The 17,240-nt window shown below is 67.3% G+C and carries 21 protein-coding genes; 12 read left to right on the top strand and 9 right to left on the bottom strand.

Annotated elements, in window-relative coordinates; translation table 11 throughout:
- Positions 1–166 precede the first annotated feature (166 nt).
- Positions 167–742, top strand: coding sequence for a DoxX family membrane protein (locus tag QQK83_RS10540; protein WP_284264027.1), 576 nt, complete (start codon positions 167–169; stop codon positions 740–742).
- Here QQK83_RS10540 and QQK83_RS10535 read toward each other — a convergent pair.
- Positions 697–1,044, bottom strand: a complete 348-nt coding sequence (locus QQK83_RS10535) for an ArsC/Spx/MgsR family protein (protein WP_417750344.1) — start codon at positions 1,042–1,044, stop codon at positions 697–699. The genes QQK83_RS10540 and QQK83_RS10535 overlap by 46 nt on opposite strands.
- Before the next feature lie 228 nt (positions 1,045–1,272).
- Here QQK83_RS10535 and QQK83_RS10530 point away from each other — a divergent pair, with 228 nt between their 5' ends.
- Complete coding sequence (locus QQK83_RS10530) at positions 1,273–1,482, top strand: cold-shock protein (RefSeq protein ID WP_284264025.1); 210 nt, start codon at positions 1,273–1,275, stop codon at positions 1,480–1,482.
- Between the two features lie 82 nt (positions 1,483–1,564).
- On the opposite strand, the gene QQK83_RS10525 is transcribed toward QQK83_RS10530, so the two are convergent.
- Positions 1,565–1,969 (bottom strand): DUF2177 family protein, encoded by a 405-nt coding sequence (locus QQK83_RS10525; protein WP_284264023.1) that lies wholly within the window; start codon positions 1,967–1,969, stop codon positions 1,565–1,567.
- Positions 1,970–2,182: 213 nt separating this feature from the next.
- On the opposite strand from QQK83_RS10525, the gene QQK83_RS10520 reads away from it, so the two are divergent.
- The 3 genes from QQK83_RS10520 to QQK83_RS10510 all read left to right on the top strand — a co-directional run bounded on the left by QQK83_RS10520 (position 2,183) and on the right by QQK83_RS10510 (position 3,898).
- Complete coding sequence (locus QQK83_RS10520) at positions 2,183–3,010, top strand: glycosyltransferase (protein ID WP_284264021.1); 828 nt, start codon at positions 2,183–2,185, stop codon at positions 3,008–3,010.
- Between the two features lie 9 nt (positions 3,011–3,019).
- The gene (locus QQK83_RS10515) at positions 3,020–3,214 is read left to right on the top strand and encodes a HigA family addiction module antitoxin (RefSeq protein WP_349816228.1); all 195 of its coding nucleotides are present in this window, start codon (positions 3,020–3,022) and stop codon (positions 3,212–3,214) included.
- A gap of 144 nt (positions 3,215–3,358) precedes the next feature.
- Entirely contained in the window at positions 3,359–3,898 is a 540-nt protein-coding gene (locus tag QQK83_RS10510; RefSeq protein ID WP_284264017.1) for a hypothetical protein, read from the top strand.
- Between the two features lie 6 nt (positions 3,899–3,904).
- On the opposite strand, the gene QQK83_RS10505 is transcribed toward QQK83_RS10510, so the two are convergent.
- Positions 3,905–4,525 (bottom strand): HEPN domain-containing protein, encoded by a 621-nt coding sequence (locus QQK83_RS10505; protein ID WP_284264015.1) that lies wholly within the window; start codon positions 4,523–4,525, stop codon positions 3,905–3,907.
- Between the two features lie 54 nt (positions 4,526–4,579).
- The gene (thyX, locus tag QQK83_RS10500; RefSeq protein ID WP_284264013.1) at positions 4,580–5,485 is read right to left on the bottom strand and encodes an FAD-dependent thymidylate synthase; all 906 of its coding nucleotides are present in this window, start codon (positions 5,483–5,485) and stop codon (positions 4,580–4,582) included.
- Positions 5,486–5,676: 191 nt separating this feature from the next.
- Here thyX and QQK83_RS10495 point away from each other — a divergent pair, with 191 nt between their 5' ends.
- Positions 5,677–6,105, top strand: a complete 429-nt coding sequence (locus QQK83_RS10495) for a VOC family protein (RefSeq protein WP_284264012.1) — start codon at positions 5,677–5,679, stop codon at positions 6,103–6,105.
- A complete protein-coding gene (locus QQK83_RS10490; protein WP_349816227.1) occupies positions 6,102–6,806 on the top strand; it encodes a DUF1194 domain-containing protein in 705 nt (234 codons plus the stop codon). Before QQK83_RS10495 ends, QQK83_RS10490 begins: the two co-directional genes overlap by 4 nt.
- A gap of 788 nt (positions 6,807–7,594) precedes the next feature.
- Here the strand turns inward: QQK83_RS10490 and QQK83_RS10485 are convergent.
- From QQK83_RS10485 to yajC, 5 genes are read right to left on the bottom strand one after another with little or no spacing between them, the layout of a single operon-like run.
- The gene (locus QQK83_RS10485) at positions 7,595–7,948 is read right to left on the bottom strand and encodes an Mth938-like domain-containing protein (protein WP_284264008.1); all 354 of its coding nucleotides are present in this window, start codon (positions 7,946–7,948) and stop codon (positions 7,595–7,597) included.
- A 19-nt stretch (positions 7,949–7,967) separates the two neighbouring features.
- Positions 7,968–8,720 carry a sulfite exporter TauE/SafE family protein gene (locus QQK83_RS10480; protein ID WP_284264006.1) on the bottom strand — a complete coding sequence of 251 codons (753 nt, stop codon included), beginning with the start codon at positions 8,718–8,720 and terminating at the stop codon, positions 7,968–7,970.
- Entirely contained in the window at positions 8,713–9,681 is a 969-nt protein-coding gene (gene secF / locus QQK83_RS10475; RefSeq protein WP_284264004.1) for a protein translocase subunit SecF, read from the bottom strand. Before secF ends, QQK83_RS10480 begins: the two co-directional genes overlap by 8 nt.
- Before the next feature lie 4 nt (positions 9,682–9,685).
- Positions 9,686–11,353 carry a protein translocase subunit SecD gene (gene secD, locus QQK83_RS10470; RefSeq protein ID WP_284264002.1) on the bottom strand — a complete coding sequence of 556 codons (1,668 nt, stop codon included), beginning with the start codon at positions 11,351–11,353 and terminating at the stop codon, positions 9,686–9,688.
- A gap of 42 nt (positions 11,354–11,395) precedes the next feature.
- Complete coding sequence (yajC, locus tag QQK83_RS10465) at positions 11,396–11,683, bottom strand: preprotein translocase subunit YajC (protein ID WP_284264000.1); 288 nt, start codon at positions 11,681–11,683, stop codon at positions 11,396–11,398.
- A gap of 337 nt (positions 11,684–12,020) precedes the next feature.
- Between yajC and QQK83_RS10460 the strand changes: the two genes are divergently transcribed.
- The 5 genes from QQK83_RS10460 to QQK83_RS10440 all read left to right on the top strand — a co-directional run bounded on the left by QQK83_RS10460 (position 12,021) and on the right by QQK83_RS10440 (position 17,218).
- Positions 12,021–13,439, top strand: coding sequence for a pentapeptide repeat-containing protein (locus tag QQK83_RS10460; protein ID WP_284263998.1), 1,419 nt, complete (start codon positions 12,021–12,023; stop codon positions 13,437–13,439).
- Between the two features lie 251 nt (positions 13,440–13,690).
- A complete protein-coding gene (gene serS / locus QQK83_RS10455) occupies positions 13,691–14,983 on the top strand; it encodes a serine--tRNA ligase (RefSeq protein WP_284263996.1) in 1,293 nt (430 codons plus the stop codon).
- Positions 14,976–15,710, top strand: a complete 735-nt coding sequence (locus QQK83_RS10450) for a tryptophan-rich sensory protein (RefSeq protein WP_284263995.1) — start codon at positions 14,976–14,978, stop codon at positions 15,708–15,710. The genes serS and QQK83_RS10450 overlap by 8 nt, the downstream gene beginning before the upstream one ends.
- Positions 15,711–15,782: 72 nt before the next feature.
- A complete protein-coding gene (gene surE, locus QQK83_RS10445) occupies positions 15,783–16,568 on the top strand; it encodes a 5'/3'-nucleotidase SurE (protein WP_284263993.1) in 786 nt (261 codons plus the stop codon).
- Positions 16,565–17,218, top strand: coding sequence for a protein-L-isoaspartate(D-aspartate) O-methyltransferase (locus QQK83_RS10440; RefSeq protein WP_284263991.1), 654 nt, complete (start codon positions 16,565–16,567; stop codon positions 17,216–17,218). Before surE ends, QQK83_RS10440 begins: the two co-directional genes overlap by 4 nt.
- The last annotated feature ends 22 nt before the right edge of the window (positions 17,219–17,240 follow it).

Genomic DNA, 17,240 nt, shown 5'->3' with positions numbered 1-17,240 from the left:
CGGCCTGCCGCTCGCGCGCGCGCTCAAGGGCCGCCTGACGCTGGCCGAGGCGCTGACCCGCGCCATGGCCGAGACGCCCGAGGCCGATCCCGCGGCCCTCCTGACCCTGTTCCTCACCGCGGGCGCGCTGACGCTCGACCCCTGACCCGACAAAGGAGCCGCCGCCATGCAGGCCCTCACCCATCTCCACGCCCGCGCCTTCGGCGCGCTCGACGCGACGCTCTCGCCCATCCTCCTGCCGACGCTGGCGCGGGCGCTCTTCGTGGCCTCGCTCTTCGGCTACTACTGGAATTCGGGCCTGACCAAGACGGGCGAGGGGCTCGCGGGGCTCGTCCGGCTCGACACCGGCGCCTATATCCAGATCCTGCCCCGCGTCTTCGACGCCGTGGGCTACGACCCCTCGGCCCTCGGGCCCGTCGCCCGCGCGGTGGTCCTCCTCGGCACATGGGCCGAGTTCGCCCTGCCCCTCCTGCTGCTCGCAGGTCTCTTCACCCGGCTGGCCGCGCTCGGCATGATCGGCTTCGTCGCCGTGCAGACCTGGGTCGACGTCATGGGCCACGGCGCGGCGCTCGGCGCATGGTTCGACCGCCACGCCGACGGGCTGATCGACGAGCGCGGCTTCTGGGTCTTCCCGCTGATCCTGCTGGTCCTGAAGGGCGCAGGCCCGCTTTCGCTCGACGCGCTCCTGAGCCGCCGTCAGAGCCCCAGCGCCCCCTTCACCCCGGCGTCCCAGCCCAGGTGAAGCGCACCGCCCACGGCGATCACCGGGCGCTTCATCAGCGCCGGGTGATCGGCCAGCACCACCTCGGGCGCGCGCGCCCGCTCCGCCTCGGACAAGCCGCGCCATGTGGTCGAACGCCGGTTCACCAGCGCGTCGCCGAACGCGCCCAGAAACCGCGCCAGCTGCGCCTCCGACAGCGGCTCGGCCCGCACGTCGACCAGCGCCACGTCATGCCCCGCCGCCGCCAGCGCCTTCACCGCCGCCCGGCAGGTGTCACAGGCCTTCAGCCCGTAGACGGTCACACCGCCCGCTTTTTCATCCATCCGCCCAGCACCTCCACAACCGCCGCGCGAAAACAGGCCCACCAAGAGGCCGCGCGCACTCCGCCCTTGTTTTTCGAACGATCCGCGCCATCCTTCTCCACGTGACGCCAGGTTTCAACCCGTGAACCGCCCCCTCGAGAAGGCTGCAGATTGGTCACCCTGGGACCGAGCCACATGCAAGACCCCGCGACACCCGCGGGACGTAACCGACGTGAGAGGGAAAGACCGATGCCCACCGGCACCGTGAAATGGTTCAATACGACTAAAGGCTATGGCTTCATTGCCCCCGATGACGGCGGCAAGGACGTGTTCGTGCATATCTCCGCCGTGGAGCGCGCAGGCATGACCGGCCTGCCCGACAACATGAAGGTGAGTTACGAGTTGCGCGAAGGACGCGACGGGCGCGCCTCCGCCGTCGACCTGCAAAAGGCCGACTGAGCCACACCGACATCGCCGCATGTCGCCAAGGGGTGCCCGCGCCGCGGGTGCCCCACGGAGCAGGGCTGCGCCCCGGCCCCCCTCACCCCAGGATCGCCCGCGTCACCACCACGCCGCCCCAGGCGCTCAGCGCCGTGACGGCGACGCCCCAGGGCAGGTCCACCACGACCATCCGCACGTGCCAGTCGCGCATCACCGCCCAGCTGGTGAACTCGTAGGTGCCATAGGCCACCAGCCCGAGGATCGCCCCGTTCAGCGCCGCCTGCCCCGGCGCGCCATCGCGCAGCGCGGGCCACGAGGCGAACCACAGCACGCCGCCCATGTAGGTCAGGTAGAACAGCACCGCCGGCAGCAGCCGGAACCCGCCCTCGTAGAGCGTCTCGCCCAGGTGACGGGCAAAGACCGGCTGGATCACCGACCGCAACATGACCGCATCGGCGACGAGGAAGATCACCGAGGTGGCGAGGAACAGCACGAGCAGCGACATGGGGCAGCATCCTTGGGGGCCTTCGGGCCCCACAACCTAGCGGACGCGCGCCGCTTGCACAGCCCCCCGTGGCGCAAACCGGAAAGGGGGCGCGCGGCGACCGAAAACACCCCCGCCACCTTGCCGCGCCGCCACCGGGCGGGCATTCTACCCCCGTGGCGGGGCATCCCCCGCCCGGCTTCACCAACGCCGCCGGGGGGACAAGGACCGACCATGCAGATCTCCATGATCATCCCCGTCTACAACGGGGCGGGAAAGATCGCGCGCACCATCGACAGCGCGCTGGAGCAGGCCTCGGTCCTGTCGGGGCAGGACAGCGTCACGATCCATGTCGTCGACGGCGCCTCCACCGACGCCACGCTGGCCGAGGTGCAGGCCTTCGCCGATCCGCGCATCCGGGTCACCTCCGAACCCGATGGCGGCATGTATGACGCGCTGGCCAAGGGGCTGGCCGCGGCGGGGGGCGACATCACCTGCTACCTGCCCGCCGGCGAGACCTTCGAGCCGCAGGCCTTCGCCATCGTCTCCGAGGTGTTCGCCACCTTCCCCGCGGTCCACTGGCTGACCGGGCGCAGCGTCACCCGCAACGCGCGGGGACAGATCGTCGACTCGCTCCTGCCGCACCCCTATCACCGCCGCTTCATCGACTGCGGCATGCATGGCACGCGGCTGGCCGTGATCCAGCAGGAAAGCACCTTCTGGCGCAGCGCGCTGAACGGGCTGGTCGATCTCGACCGCCTGCGCGGCTGCAAGCTGGCGGGCGATTACCTGCTGTGGAAAAGCTTCTGCGCGCGGCACCCGCTGCACGTGGTGAACGCCCAGCTCGCCTCCTTCACCATCGAGCCCGGCCAGCTGTCGCGGCAGGAGCCGGGGGCCTACCGCCGCGAGCTGCGCAGCCTGCGCCGCCGCCCCGCCGCGTGGGAACGCGCCGCGGCGCTGCTCCTGCGCCAATACGTCAAGCGCACCCGCCCCGGCCGCACCGCCCGCCGCCTCCTGAGCTACGACCACGACCGCGCCGCCTGGCACCTCCCCCGCCCGTGAGCCGCGCGGATCGGCGTGCCGGGCAACCGGGTGTCGATGATCGCCGCGGGCAAAGGCGAGGTGACGGGCGACACCGCGCCAAGGCTGGCGGCGGCCTTCGGCACCACGCCGGAATTCTGGATGAACCTGCAGACGGGCTACGAGCTGGCGGTGGCGCGGGCGGCGCTGGACGAGGCGGAGTTGGCGGGGATGCGGGTGGGGTAGGGTATCCGTAGGGTGGGCATTCAGCCCACCATGGTGGGGTGGAACGCTAGCCTATAGTTGCTTTATTTAGCGCAACCGGGCATCATCGACGTTGGAGACGGTAAAAATATTCAGTTAACAGTAATCCTGTGGCGGAGAAGTAACATGAGGTTTTTTGGAATTGTAATAACTGCGCTTGCAATCGCGACGTCACCAGTCTCAGCACAGGATATTGATTTGACTGATCTGACACGCTACGAAATCATTGCCGAAGGTGAGGAAGCCCGCACTCTTTCAGATGTAGAAGCTTTGGAAGACGCCTATCAACAACTCATCAATGCAGGTGATTGCGACGCTGCTATTCCTGCGATTATCGAGTTCTATGAAGCCGCCAATATTGCCTCCAATCTCATTCGCCGAGGAAATGAACCCTACTACGACGCACGACGAGAGGATCAGGAGAGTGTTGCGCGCAACCGCACACTTCTAGACGAGCTAATCTCGGCCGAACGTGTGTTCAATACTCTTTTGGAACAACGGAATCGAGCATGGGTCGAGGAAGCGAAGTGTCTTCTGGAAACCGGCGAACGCGGCGCCGCCGTAACACGACTTTACCGTGCCTTGGATTACATTAGCACCGACGAACGGGAGCTATGGGAAGAAGCTCGCCGTTTGCTTTGGGCAGAGGTTGGGTTTCAGCCCTAATAACGATCAGGCGTGTAGGTGTGTTCTTCGCCAAGGGAACTTTGCAACACACGTTTCATGTTTGAGATATTCGGCTAGACAATCATCTGTCTCTTTTACGGTATCGGATATTCTGATGCGAAACTGATCGAGTTTCACGCGTGTAACGTAGGTGGCATCAGCGCCACGATGCGCGATTTCTCCACGTGTGGATACGAACTCGTTGATAATGGCAGCCCCATGCTGCCAGCAGGCTGATAAATCTTTTTTGCCAATCCATGACTGAAACAACTCATCAATCGCCCCTGACTTCGGAGTGTTGAAGCGCTCCAACTTAAGACGAAGTCCGTCAAGAAACACTATCTTCCAGCCTTCCCCTCCAAGCTTCAAAGGACCCAACTCATTTATGTCGTCACGTACAATCCCAGCAATTCTTTTTTGTGATGCTTTTGGGAGATCATCTGGGGAGTGGGCGCACCGGATCAGATGACCAGCACATTCTAGCAAGACCTCTTCGAGGTATAACTCCCAAGCGGCACACAAAAGCATTACTCCACCCTTAGTGATATGGCCAAGCTTTCGTCGACCTTGCCCGGTTGGATTGAGTTGCGAATGCGCTTCCAACATAGCTTTGACGTCGGGAAGCATCTTCTCCTTAAACTTTTTTCTTGAAACAGACGGCATGAACTACTCCAAGACCACTCACCCAAACACCTCCACAAACTCCCGCCACTCGCCCTTGCTCATCCCCGAGGTCTCCTGCGTCACCGCCTCCCCCGCGAGCCGGCGCTTCAGCACCTCGACCCCCTTCCCGGACAACGACACCCCCCCCATCCGGTAATCCTCGAAGGCCGCATAGGCCGCCGGCACCCAGTCCGCGACCAGCCGGCACATCAGCTCCGCATAGACCCGGATCTCGTATTGCGCATGGGCATCCGCCCGCAGCCGCAGGAAGTGGAACAGGTTGTGCAGATCCGTCTTCCAGTACCATTGCGTGTAGACATTCGCGGGCAGGTTCATCCGCGCCAGCTCCCGCGCCAGCCCCTGCTGGCCGTCTTGGCTCAGCATCTCCTCGTAATGGTCATAGGCGCGCATCGCGTCCGATTTCAGGATCTCCAGCACCCGCGCCGCCTCCGCCCCCTCCAGCACCGCGCCGCGGCCCTGGTTGTTGACGGTCGACTGCGCCGCCAAGGCCCCCGGCTCGGGGATGTAGAACTCCCGATCCAGGATCGAGTAGCGCGCCGAATACTCGTTCACGTTGGCCGTCCGGTGCCGGATCCACTGCCGCGCGACGAAGACGGGCAGCTTGACGTGGAACTTGACCTCGCACATCTCGAAGGGCGTCGAATGCCAGTGCCGCATGAGATACCGGATCAGCCCGGCGTCATCGCGCGCCTTCTTGGTCCCCGCCCCGTAGGACACCCGCGCCGCCTGCACGATGGCGGCGTCGTCGCCCATGTAGTCGATCACCCGGACAAAGCCGTGATCCAGCACGGGATGGGCGGTATACAGATGCGCCTCCATCCCCTCGGATACGGCGCGCAGCGTCTGGCGCGGCGTCGCGCGGGCGTCTTCGATCTCGGCCTGGGCCTCGGGGCTGAGCGGCATGGGCCTCTCCTTTTCAACATCATCTACAGGGCGCGTCCCCCATATCTTGCATCACGCGCCCCCCGTGCCGCAAGATAAAGGGGGTCGAACCGCGCGCAGTTACCCACAGGAAATTTACGCGCGCCGGGGCTGCGCCGCCCGCCGCGCCGCGTTACTCTGGCGAGAGCATCACGACGGAAGGGAGACCGAAGATGAGCATCCGCTACCTGCACACCATGGTGAGGGTGAAGGACCTCGCGGCCTCCATGGCCTTCTACCAGCTTCTCGGCCTGCACGAGACGCGCCGCCACGAAAGCGAACAGGGCCGCTTCACCCTGATCTTCATGGCCCCGCCCGGACAACCCGACTGCCCGGTGGAACTGACCTACAACTGGGACGGCGACGAGGGGCTGCCGTCGGACAGCCGCCATTTCGGCCATCTCGCCTACGAGGTCGACAACATCTACGAAACCTGCGCCCACCTGCAGGAGAACGGCGTCACCATCAACCGCCCGCCCCGCGACGGGCGCATGGCCTTCGTCCGCTCGCCCGACAACATCTCCGTCGAACTGCTCCAGAAGGGCGAGGCGCTGGCCCCCGCCGAACCCTGGGCCTCGATGGAGAACACCGGGCATTGGTGAGGGCCGCCGCCCTCGCCCTGGCGCTTGCCTGCGCGGCGACACCCGCCGCCGCGCAGGACCAGTGCCGCCTCGCGCTGATGCTGGCGGTCGATGTCTCGGCCTCCGTCGACGCCGCGGAATACCGCCAGCAGCTCGACGGCATCGCCGCCGCGCTGATCGCCCCCGAGGTGGTGAGCGGCTTCCTCGACGGCCCTGGCCCGGTGGCGCTGTCGATCTTCGAATGGTCGGGCCGCTTCCAGCAGGACATGCTCGTCGACTGGACCCTCGTCACCTCGGAAGAGACCCTGACCACCATCGCCGAACGCGTCGCGCGCCGGACCCGCCAGCACGAGGATTTCCCGACCGCGCTCGGCTACGCGCTCGGCTTCGCCGCCGACCGCTTCGCCTCGGCCCCCCCCTGCCTGTTCCAGACGCTCGACGTCTCGGGCGACGGGCAGAACAACGACGGCTTCCCGCCCGGCGCGGCCTATGAACACTTCCCCTTCGAGGGCATCACGGTGAACGGGCTCGCCATCGGCGGCGCCTCGCGCGGAATCGAGGCCTATTTCCTCGAAGAGGTCATCCGCGGCCCCGGCGCCTTCGTCGAGGTCGCCGCCAGTCACGCCGAGTTCGCCGAGGCCATGCGCCGCAAGCTCGAACGCGAGTTGCGCGTGATGATCCTCGGCGGCCTGGCCCTCCCCACCGGCCAGTTGCCCCGATAGGGCGCATCGCGCGCCGTCGCAGTCACGCGACCCTCGCAAAGGCACCGATGTCGCTGGATCGCGGCGTGCAGACCCGGCACCCACCCCCGCTTTCCACGTCCACTTTTCACCCCCGCTTTCCCTGTCCGCCTTTCACCTCCGCGCACCACGCTCCCCCGGCATCAAGGCCGAGGCGCCTTCCATGACCGCACCGGTTCGGCGCGCCCGCACCCCGACCGCCCGGACCCAAGGCGCACCCGGCCCCCGCACCCCCTCATCAAGGTCACCGCGCGCCCGCCGCCCCACCCAACGCGATCCGCCACGCGCCCCAGGTCCCACCTGCCCCCGCAACCTCCCGTTAAGGTTAACGCGCGCCCGCCCCCACCTTCTCCGTTTTCCAAATATCCCCGCCCATCGCCCGACAGGCGGCTTTGCCGCCGAAAGGGGAGGCTCCCGCACTCTACACCGGCGCGACGCAGGCAAGACCGGGCGCCACACGCCCCGAACGCGCCCACCTTCTCCGTTTTACGAAAAGATCGCCGCCCAGCGCCCGACAAGCAGCATCACCGCCGCGCAGGATGGCCCCCGCCCGACCTGCCCCCGCAACCTCCCGTTAAGGTTAACGCGCGCCCGCCCCCCACCTTCTCCGTTTTCCAAATATCCCCGCCGGAGGCTCCCGCACTCTCCACCGGCGCGACGCAGGCAAGACCGGGCACCACACGCCCCCACGCGCGCGCCCGTAAAACGACCAACGCACCCGGACCGATCCCGTCAAGCGGGCGCGCGCCCTCCGGCGCGGATCGCCCGTGCTAGACCGGCAGCACCGCGAGCCCCACGCGCCGCCCCTCGGACAGGAGCACGTTATAGGTGCGGCAGGCCGCCGGGCTCGCCGCCACTTCGACGCCGAGGCCCGCGGCTTCCAACGCGGCCCGCAGGCCGCGGGGAACATGCGCGATCTCGGCCCCCGTCCCCACCAGCAGAACGTCGATCTCCCCCGCCGCCGCCGTCAGCCGCGCGGCATCCTCGTAACCGCCCCAGGAAAACACCCCCGAGGGCAGCACCGCGACCGCCCCCTCCATCACCTGCCCGCCGACCCGGAAGAACCCCGGCCCGTAGCCGTCCACCGGGCGGCTGTCGTCGAATGTCACCTCGTTCATGCGCATGGGAAAGCGCCTCCGTCCTTCAGCTCCAGACCGGCAGCCCCGCCAGCGCCGAGGCCGCGATGATCGCATGGGCCGTGCGGGCATAGACCGCCTCGGCCGCGGGGTCGAACAGCGCCTGCCCGACCCGGTTGCCCACAGCATAGGGCAGGACCAGCAAAAGGCCCAGCCACAGCGCCGCGGGCGGCAACAGGCCCTGCAGCCACAGCTGCGGCAGCAGCAAAAGCGACGACAGCGTCAGGAAGACCAGCGTGTTGGCCCGCGTCACCGCCGCCGCCGCCCCCGCGCCAAGGTTGAACAGGATCACCACCGGCCCGGTCAGCCCGGTCGCGCCGCCCACCAGGCCCGTGGCCAGCCCCACGCCCAGCCGCGCCCCCGCCCGCGGTGCGCTGCGCATCCGCCAGCCCGCCAGGAGTGCCGCCAGCGTCACCAGCACCACGCCCGACACGGTCCAGCGGATCGCCGCCTCCTCCCATGTCCGAAGCGCCCAGATCCCCGCGGGAAAACCCAGCATCGCCGCCAGCAACAGCTGGCCCAGCGCCGGTTTCTCGACCACGGGCCACGCCCGCGGCACCACCGTTGCCAGCGACACCAGCGCCGAGAGCGAGAACGCCCCGATCGCGATCTCCGGCGGCACGACGGCCACCGCGACGGGCAGGAACACCAGCGCCGCCCCGAACCCCGCGAACCCGTAGACCGTGCCCGCGACGAAGACCGCCCCGAGCAGCCAGAAAAGCCCCGGCAGCGCAAGCGCCGCCAGCAGCCCGTCAGGCATCGATGTTGGAGAACTGCGTCCCGGACTTCGCGTCGGGCTTGGACCAGTCCCGCTTCACGCCGATCATCAGAACGATGTTCTTGGCCACGAAGATCGAGGAATAGGTCCCCACGATCACGCCCCAGAAGATGGCGAAGACGAAGCCGCGGATCACGTCGCCCCCCAGCACCAGCAGCGCCAGCAGCGCCAGCAGCGTGGTGCCGGAGGTCATCAGCGTGCGCGACAGCGTCTCGTTCGCCGACAGGTTCATCACCTCGCGCAGGTCGCGGCTCTTGAACTTGATCAGGTTCTCGCGCAGCCGGTCGAAGATCACCACCGTGTCGTTGATCGAATAGCCCACGATGGTCAGCAGCGCCGCGATGGTCGCCAGGTCGAAGCGGATCTGCAACAGGCTGAACAGACCGATGGTCAGCACGATGTCATGCACCAGCGCCGCCACCGCGCCCACCGAGAACTGCCATTCGAAGCGCAGCCAGATATAGACCAGGATCGCGCCGAGCGAGGCCAGAACCGCGATCATCGCGGTCTGGATCAGCTCGCCCGAGACCTTGGGCCCGACCGATTCCACGCTCGGGAAGGTCATCGCCGGATAGACCCCGCGCAGCGCCTCCTGCACCGCGGCGACGGTCTCGGGGCTGACGCTCTCCTCCCCCTCCTGCGCCTGGATGCGGATCATCGCCACGTTCTGCTCGGGGCCGAAGGTCGGATCGAAGACCTCGGTGATCGACACGTCACCCAGGTTCAGCGCCTCCAGCGCGGCGCGGTAGTCGCCCACGTCCACGGGCTGCGAGCTTTCGGTGCGGATCGTGGTGCCGCCCAGGAAGTCGATGCCGAAATTCAGCCCCATGGCGAACCAGATGCCCAGCGACAGCACCATCGCCACCACCGAGGCCCCGAAGGTCAGACGGGCATGTTTGAAGAAATCGATGTTGGTGTCTTGCGGAACAAGGCGCAGGCGCATCGGATCAGACCTCGATGGATTTCGGGCGACGCCGGTCGAACCAGGTCACGATGAACAGGCGCGTCACGTAGATCGCGGTGAAGACCGAGGTGACGATCCCGATCCCCAGCGTGACCGAGAAGCCGCGCACCGGGCCCGAGCCCAGCACGAACAGGATCACCGCGATGATGAAGGTCGTCAGGTTCGCGTCCACGATGGCGCTCAGGGCGCGGCTATAGCCCAGCTCGATCGCGCGGGCCGGTCCCTTGGCGGTCTTCAGCTCCTCGCGGATGCGCTCGAAGACCAGCACGTTGGCGTCCACCGCCATGCCGATGGTCAGGACGATCCCCGCGATCCCCGGCAGGGTCAGCGTGGCCCCGATCAGGCTCAAGACGCCAAAGATCAGCCCCACGTTCAGGATCAGCGCCAGCGAGGCGAACACCCCGAACAACCCGTAGCTCAGCACCATGAAGACCAGCACCGCGGCAAAGGCCACCAGCGCCGCGATCTCGCCCGCCGCGATGCTGTCCGCGCCCAGCTCCGGCCCGATGGTCCGCTCCTCGAGGAACACCATCTCGGCCGGAAGCGCGCCCGCGCGCAACAGCACGGCCAGCTCCGTCGAGGTCTCGACGTTGAAGTTGCCCGTGATCTGCCCCGAGCCGCCCGTGATCGCCTGCCGGATCACCGGCGCGCTGATCACCTCCTCGTCCAGCACGATGGCGAAAGGCGCGCCCACGTTGGCGGCCGTGTAATTGCCAAAGGCCCGCGCCCCCGCCGGGTTGAACCGGAAGGTGACGCTCGGCTGCCCGGTCTGCTGGTCGAAGGCCGGCTGGCTGTCGACAAGGTCATCCCCCGTCACCACCGGCGTCTGTTCCAGCACGTAGAACACGCCCTCCTCGTCCATCGAGGGCAACAGGATCTGCCGGCTCTCGACCGTCGCATCCGCATCGACCGCGCGCCGCACGACCGGGTGAAAGGTCAGCCGCGCCGTCGTCCCGATCAGGTCCTTCAACTCCTGCGCCGAGCCGATGCCGGGCACCTGGATCAGGATGCGGTCGCGCCCCTGGCGCTGGATGGTGGGTTCCCGCGTGCCCGCCTCGTCGACGCGGCGGCGCACGATCTCGACCGATTGCTGCATCGTGCGGGTGTCGGTCGCCTCGCGCTCGGCCTCCGAAAGGGTCACGATGATCAGGTCGTTCTCCCCCCGCACGTCCAGCGTGGGCGAGCCCACCCCGGTCAGGCTCACCACCGGCGTCGCCAGCTCCCGCACGGCGGCCACGGCGGCGGCGATCCCCTCGGGGCGGCTGATGCGCACCTGCAACTCGCCCGCGGGCGCATCCTGCCGCCGGATCGTGCCGACCTCGTCGCGCACCTCGCGCAGCGCGTCCCGCACCTCGGGCCAGAGCGCGTCCATCCGCGCCTCGTAGACATCGGCGACCTGCACCTCGGCCAGCAGATGCGCACCCCCCCGCAGGTCGAGGCCCAGGTTCACCAGCGTCGACGGCAGGAACTCGGGCCACAGCCCCCGCTCCGCCTCCAGCGCGTCATTGGTCGCGCCGGTGCCCTCGATCTCCGCCACGGCGTCGTTGTGCCGCTCCACCCGGTCGTAGAACAGGTTGGGCATGGCGAAGCTCAACCCCGCCAGCAGCACGAGGATGATCATCAACCGGTTCCACAGGGGGATCTGAAGCATCGGGGGCCCTTTCGGACGGGAGGGTCAGTCGGGCACGAAGGCTCAGTCGTTGGCGGCGGCGGGCTCGGTCTTGGAGCGGACCTGCGCGATGGTCGGGCGCAGCACGCGCACCTTCATGCCGGTCGCCAGCTCCACCTCGACCTCGGTGTCGTCCTTCACCTTGGTGATCTTGCCGATGAGGCCACCCGCGGTGACGATCTCGTCGCCCCGGCGCAGCGCGCCGATCATGGCCTGGTGTTCCTTCACCTTCTTCTGCTGCGGACGGATCAGCAGGAAATACATGATCACGAAGATCAGGATCAGCGGGATGAACTGGGCAAAGGCTTCCATGGTCTGAGCGGTCCTTGTTGCGGCATCACGGGCAAGGGGCGGTCTGCCCCCGGTCAAAAGTCGGCGCACCCTAATTCCGGGGTCCGGGGAAGGCAAGGCGCGCCCCCCGTCGCGCATCCCGGTCACATGGGCGCAGGCAAAGGCGGCGGCAAGCCCCGCCCGCTGTCACATGCCGTAGGCCGGGCTTCAGCCCGGCTCCGGCTGCCGGGCTGAAGCCCGGCCTACACCTGCCACCCCCCGAAGGGTGGGCCATCCGGCCCACCCTCGCCCCTTTGCCCAAGGGCCGGAACCTGCTTTGATGGAGGGTGTAAAGAGGGACCGGGTAAAGGGTGCGACCGTGACGAAAGACAACCGACCGCCAACCCTGCGCGACTGGCTCGGCTTCACCGCGCCCCTCGACTTCACCAAGGCGCGCACGCTCGGCGGTGTCCTCGGCGCGATCCTCACACTCATCGCCCTCACCTTCGCCGCTCTCTTCTTCCTGTCGCTCGCCGCCGCCGGTTCCCTCGTCTTAAACGTCCTCACCTCCGAACCCGACACCGCCTCCCTCGGCCTCGGCGCACTACTCGTGGCACTTCTCGGCGCACCCTTCCTGATCTGGCGCACGGTGGTGGCGCAGAGGACGCTCGATGAAACGAAGCGCCAAACCGACCTGCAGGCCGAAGCCCATTTCAACGACAAGATCAACGCCGCCGCGACGGACCTCGCGGCGCGGCGGCAGGTGACGCGGGTGGTGAAGGACGAGGGCGGCAAGGAAACAGTCCTCACCGAATGGCAAGACGACCTCGTCACTCGTGCGGCTGCAATCGACCGGCTGGAAGGGTTGGCGCTGGAGGCGTTGGAGCGCGGGGACTACGCACCAGCCCAACGTATCGCCCGGATGCTGTCGATCTATGTTCAGGAGTTGAGCCGGGAGCATCCGCCGAAACCCGCCCCCAAGTTTGATAGCGCCAAGCAAATCCGTGAATGGGCTTCAACGCTGCGCCCCGTCGCCCGACCTGATATGGAACGTGCCGCACAAAGCTTAGGTAGGATTAATCCTAGGGATGAAACTGTGAGAGCGGTATTCGACCCAACCAATATTGACCTTCGAGACTGTAACCTGCAGGGCTTTGACCTCGATGGATCGAACTACCGGGGTTCACGCATGAAACGGGCCGACCTCTGCGGTGCGTTTCTAGAGGAAACACAAATTCAGCGGGCCGATTTTTGCGATTCACGCCTAATGGGAGCCTATCTAGCGCGGGCAGAAATGGAGGGGGCAGACTTCCAAAGAGCAGAGTTACAAGGGACAGTTCTAGTTGACGCCCAGATGCAAGAGACAGTTTTTTTCAATTCCAAGTTGCAACAAGCAGACCTAAGGAGGGCAGTGTTGCACGGTGCGAGTCTGATCGGAGCCGAGTTGGAACGCGCAAACCTTTACGGATCCAAGATGCAGGGGGCGCATCTAATCGGCGCACAGATGCAAGGAGTAGATCTTGGCCAAGTTGAGATGTCGGAGAACACCATTACGAACGCTGCTAACCTTCAGGGAGCTGCAATCGCACTTGTTGACAATATAACAATATCTCAACTGCGCTCGCATTGGCCTAGAATGATCGCCTTTCTCGAAAGCCTGCCCGAGGGTGCACCTGAACATTGGATGCAGTTGACTGTAGAGGACTTTAGTTTCGCCGCGTTCAATCGAGACTGGCGCGCCTGGGCCGCCACCCTCGACCCGCCTGTCACCATCGCCCCCGACAATTACCGCGACTGACGTCACTCCACCGCCGTAGGTCGGGCTTCAGCCCGGCACCCAATACCGGGCTGAAGCCCGGCCTACACCGGCCCCACACCCCCAACCCCACCGCACACAAAACCCACTCCCCACCCCAAACCGTGCGCCAATCGCGTATGCACGCGGTGTGCACGCCCTGTGCACGGGGTGTGACGCGGCGCAACCCGCCCCTTCCCCCCTGCGCCGCCCTCTGGCATACCCCGGCCCGAGACAGCCAGACGAGGCCCCCGATGCACGACATCCGCGCCATCCGCGAGACCCCCGACGCCTTCGACGCAGCCCTTGCCCGCCGGGGGCTCGACCCCCTGTCGCCTGCCATCCTCGCCCTCGACGAGGCCCGCCGCGCCTGCATCTCGCGGGCCGAGGCGGCGCTGGCCGAGCGCAACGCCGCCTCCAAGGACGTGGGCGCCGCCAAGGCCCGCGGGGACGAGGCCGAGTTCGAGCGCCTGCGCGCCCTTGTCTCTGAAAAGAAAGAAGAAATCGCCCGCCTCGAGGACGAGGCCAAGGAGAAGGACGCCGCCCTCCGCGACCTGCTCGCGGGCATCCCGAACCTGCCCCACGCCGACATCCCCGACGGCGCGGACGAGGCCGACAACGTCGAGATCAACCGCTGGGGCACGCCCCGCAGCTTCGACTTCACGCCGAAGGAACACTTTGACATCGCTGGCGTTTCCCGCGACCTCGATTTCGGGACGGCGGCGAAACTGTCGGGGTCGCGCTTCGTCGTGATGCAGGGCGCGGTGGCCCGACTGCACCGGGCGCTGGCGCAATTCATGCTGGATATTCATACACTTGAGAACGGTCTGACCGAGGTGAACGGCCCCGTCCTCGTCCGCGATGAGACCATGTTCGGCACCGGCCAGCTTCCCAAGTTCGGCGAGGACAGCTACCAGACGACCAACGGCTGGTGGCTCATCCCCACCTCCGAGGTCACGCTGACCAACATCGTCGCAGGCGAGATCCTCGACGAGGCCGAGCTTCCCCGCCGCTTCACCGCCCATTCCCTGTGCTTCCGCAGCGAAGCTGGCAGCGCCGGACGCGACACCGCGGGCATGCTGAGACAGCACCAGTTCGAGAAGGTCGAGATGGTCTCGATCACCCATCCCGACCACTCGGACGACGAACAGAAGCGCATGTTGCGCTGCGCCGAGGGCATCCTTGAACGCCTTGGAATTCCTTACAGAACCGTCGTTCTCTGCACCGGCGACATGGGCTTCGGCGCGCGGCGGACCTATGACATCGAAGCCTGGCTGCCGGGGCAGGACACCTACCGCGAGATCAGCTCGGTCTCGACCTGCGGCGACTTCCAGGCGCGGCGGATGAACGCCCGTTTCCGCCCCGCCGGCGGCGGCAAGCCCGAGTTCCTGCACACGCTGAACGGCTCGGGCCTTGCCGTGGGCCGCTGCCTGATCGCGGTCTTGGAGAACGGGCAGCAGGAAGACGGCTCGGTCCTTCTCCCGCAGGTGCTGCATCCCTACATGGGGGGCAAGACGCGCATCACGCCCGAGGGACATCTTGACTGATCTCGAACAGCCCGACGACCCCAGGGACACCGCCAAGCTCAAGGCGGTGCTGCTGGTCGTGGCCACCGTCGCCTTCGTGGTCACGCCCCTGATCACGCAGCCCTTCACCGGCTTCGATCCCGCGCAACTGCCTGTTCCCGTTGACGATCCGCCGATCCAGCCCGAGGGATACGCCTTCTCGATCTGGGGTGTGATCTACCTGTGGCTCCTGGGGTCCGCGGGCTATGGCCTGTTCAGGCGCGACACCGCGCAGGATTGGGACGCGGGCCGCTGGGGGCTGATCGTCAGCATCGCCATCGGCGCCTCCTGGATCTCCATCGCCCTGCGCGACCCGGTGATCGCAACGCTGCTGATCTGGCTCATGCTGATCGGCGCGCTCTGGGCGCTGGTCCGCGCGCCGAAGCGCGACCGGGCGTGGAACGCGCTGCCCGTCGGCCTCTACGCGGGCTGGCTGACGGCGGCGAGCTGCGTGGCGCTGGGGACCGTGGCGATGGGCTACGGACTGGCCAGCCCGCCGGTCATCAGCTGGGCGGGGCTGGCGCTGGCGCTGGCCATCGCCCTGCCGCTGACGCGGCACCTGCGCGTGCCGACCTACCCGATCGCCGTGGGCTGGGCGCTGGTCGGCGTTGTGGTGGCCAATGCCGCGACGCTGCCGGTCTTCGCCGCCGCCGCGGGGCTTGGGGCGGCGGTGCTCTTGTGGCTCGCCGTCACGCAGGCCCGCGCCTGACGGCCCGCGGGGATTGCCGCGCCGGGGCCCAGCCGCTAGACCGGCCCGGACCCTGACCGGACCGGAGATCCCATGCGCATCCTTCTGACCAACGACGACGGCATCAACGCCCCGGGCCTCAAGGTGCTCGAGGCCATCGCCGCCGAGATCGCGGGCCCGGAGGGTGAGGTCTGGACGGTCGCCCCCGCCTTCGAGCAGTCGGGCGTCGGGCACTGCATTTCCTACGTCCATCCCACCATGATCGCCGAGCTTGGCCCCCGCCGCTTCGCCGCCGAAGGCTCGCCCGCCGATTGCGTGCTGGCGGGGCTTTACGACGTGCTGGCCGACAGCCCGCCCGACCTTGTCCTGTCGGGGGTGAACCGCGGCAACAATGCCGCCGAGAACGTGCTGTATTCCGGCACCATCGGCGGCGCGATGGAGGCCGCTTTGCAGGGCCTGCCGGCCATTGCGCTGTCGCAGTATTACGGGCCGGGCAACCTGACGCTGGAGAACAGCTTCGAGGCCGCCGCCGAGCATGGCGCGGGTCTGATCCGCAAGCTTCTGGACAACGGACATTGGGACCAGACCGATTACCGCGTCTTCTACAACGTCAATTTCCCGCCCGTCCCCGCCGCAGGCGTGAAGGGCACGCGCGTCACCGCGCAGGGGTTCCGGCGCGAGACGAAATTCGGGGTCGAGCCGCAGACCGCCCCCAACGGGCGGCGCTTCCTGTGGATCCGCGGCGGGCGGCAGGACGTGGCGACCGAGCCGGGCAGCGATGCCCACGCGAACCTCGAGGGCTATATCTCGGTCACGCCGATGCGCGCCGACCTGACCGCGCATGACCGGCTGGAGGCCCTGAGGACCGCCATCGAATGACCCCCGAGGACGAGGCCACCCGCAAGATGCAGTTCCTCTTCCAGCTGCGCTCGAAGGGGGTCACGGACCTGCGGGTGCTCGAGGCGATGGAACGGATCGACCGCGGCGACTTCGTGAAGGGCCATTTCGAGGCGCGCGCCTACGAGGACATGCCGCTGCCCATCGCCTCGGGGCAGACGATCAGCCAGCCCTCGGTCGTGGGGCTGATGACACAGGCCCTGGCCGTGCAGCCGCGCGACACGGTGCTCGAGATCGGGACCGGCTCGGGCTACCAGGCCGCGATCCTGGGCCAGCTGGCGCGGCGGGTCTACACCATCGACCGGCACCGGACTCTCACCCGCGAGGCCGAGGTGCGCTTCACCCGGCTGGGGCTGACCAACATCACCGTGCTGACCGGCGACGGCAGTTTCGGCCTGCCCGAACAGGGGCCCTTCGACCGGATTCTCGTCACGGCGGCGGCCGAGGATCCGCCGGGGCCGCTGTTGCGACAACTCAAGCCGGGCGGTGTGATGGTGGTGCCGGTGGGGCAGTCGGACCAGGTGCAAAGCCTGATCAAGGTGACGCGCCGCGCCGATGGCTCGGGCTTCGAGTATGACGAGTTGCTGCCGGTGCGCTTCGTGCCGCTGGTCGACGGGCTGCCGCGCGACTGATCGGCCCCGCCGGGCCGGTCGG

The organism is Roseicyclus amphidinii (assembly GCF_030163755.1).
Taxonomy (GTDB): Bacteria; Pseudomonadota; Alphaproteobacteria; order Rhodobacterales; family Rhodobacteraceae; genus Roseicyclus; species Roseicyclus amphidinii.
This window is presented reverse-complemented; position numbering and strand designations above follow the sequence as displayed.

What these genes read in the sequence shown, in the direction of transcription:
- QQK83_RS10540 (WP_284264027.1), top strand. Translation starts at nt 167, where the DNA reads ATGCAGGCCCTCACCCATCTCCACGCCCGCGCCTTCGGCGCGCTCGAC.
- QQK83_RS10535 (WP_417750344.1), bottom strand. Translation starts at nt 1,044, where the DNA reads ATGGATGAAAAAGCGGGCGGTGTGACCGTCTACGGGCTGAAGGCCTGT.
- QQK83_RS10530 (WP_284264025.1), top strand. Translation starts at nt 1,273, where the DNA reads ATGCCCACCGGCACCGTGAAATGGTTCAATACGACTAAAGGCTATGGC.
- QQK83_RS10525 (WP_284264023.1), bottom strand. Translation starts at nt 1,969, where the DNA reads ATGTCGCTGCTCGTGCTGTTCCTCGCCACCTCGGTGATCTTCCTCGTC.
- QQK83_RS10520 (WP_284264021.1), top strand. Translation starts at nt 2,183, where the DNA reads ATGCAGATCTCCATGATCATCCCCGTCTACAACGGGGCGGGAAAGATC.
- QQK83_RS10510 (WP_284264017.1), top strand. Translation starts at nt 3,359, where the DNA reads ATGAGGTTTTTTGGAATTGTAATAACTGCGCTTGCAATCGCGACGTCA.
- QQK83_RS10505 (WP_284264015.1), bottom strand. Translation starts at nt 4,525, where the DNA reads ATGCTTCCCGACGTCAAAGCTATGTTGGAAGCGCATTCGCAACTCAAT.
- thyX (WP_284264013.1), bottom strand. Translation starts at nt 5,485, where the DNA reads ATGCCGCTCAGCCCCGAGGCCCAGGCCGAGATCGAAGACGCCCGCGCG.
- QQK83_RS10495 (WP_284264012.1), top strand. Translation starts at nt 5,677, where the DNA reads ATGAGCATCCGCTACCTGCACACCATGGTGAGGGTGAAGGACCTCGCG.
- QQK83_RS10485 (WP_284264008.1), bottom strand. Translation starts at nt 7,948, where the DNA reads ATGCGCATGAACGAGGTGACATTCGACGACAGCCGCCCGGTGGACGGC.
- QQK83_RS10480 (WP_284264006.1), bottom strand. Translation starts at nt 8,720, where the DNA reads ATGCCTGACGGGCTGCTGGCGGCGCTTGCGCTGCCGGGGCTTTTCTGG.
- secF (WP_284264004.1), bottom strand. Translation starts at nt 9,681, where the DNA reads ATGCGCCTGCGCCTTGTTCCGCAAGACACCAACATCGATTTCTTCAAA.
- secD (WP_284264002.1), bottom strand. Translation starts at nt 11,353, where the DNA reads ATGCTTCAGATCCCCCTGTGGAACCGGTTGATGATCATCCTCGTGCTG.
- yajC (WP_284264000.1), bottom strand. Translation starts at nt 11,683, where the DNA reads ATGGAAGCCTTTGCCCAGTTCATCCCGCTGATCCTGATCTTCGTGATC.
- serS (WP_284263996.1), top strand. Translation starts at nt 13,691, where the DNA reads ATGCACGACATCCGCGCCATCCGCGAGACCCCCGACGCCTTCGACGCA.
- surE (WP_284263993.1), top strand. Translation starts at nt 15,783, where the DNA reads ATGCGCATCCTTCTGACCAACGACGACGGCATCAACGCCCCGGGCCTC.
- QQK83_RS10440 (WP_284263991.1), top strand. Translation starts at nt 16,565, where the DNA reads ATGACCCCCGAGGACGAGGCCACCCGCAAGATGCAGTTCCTCTTCCAG.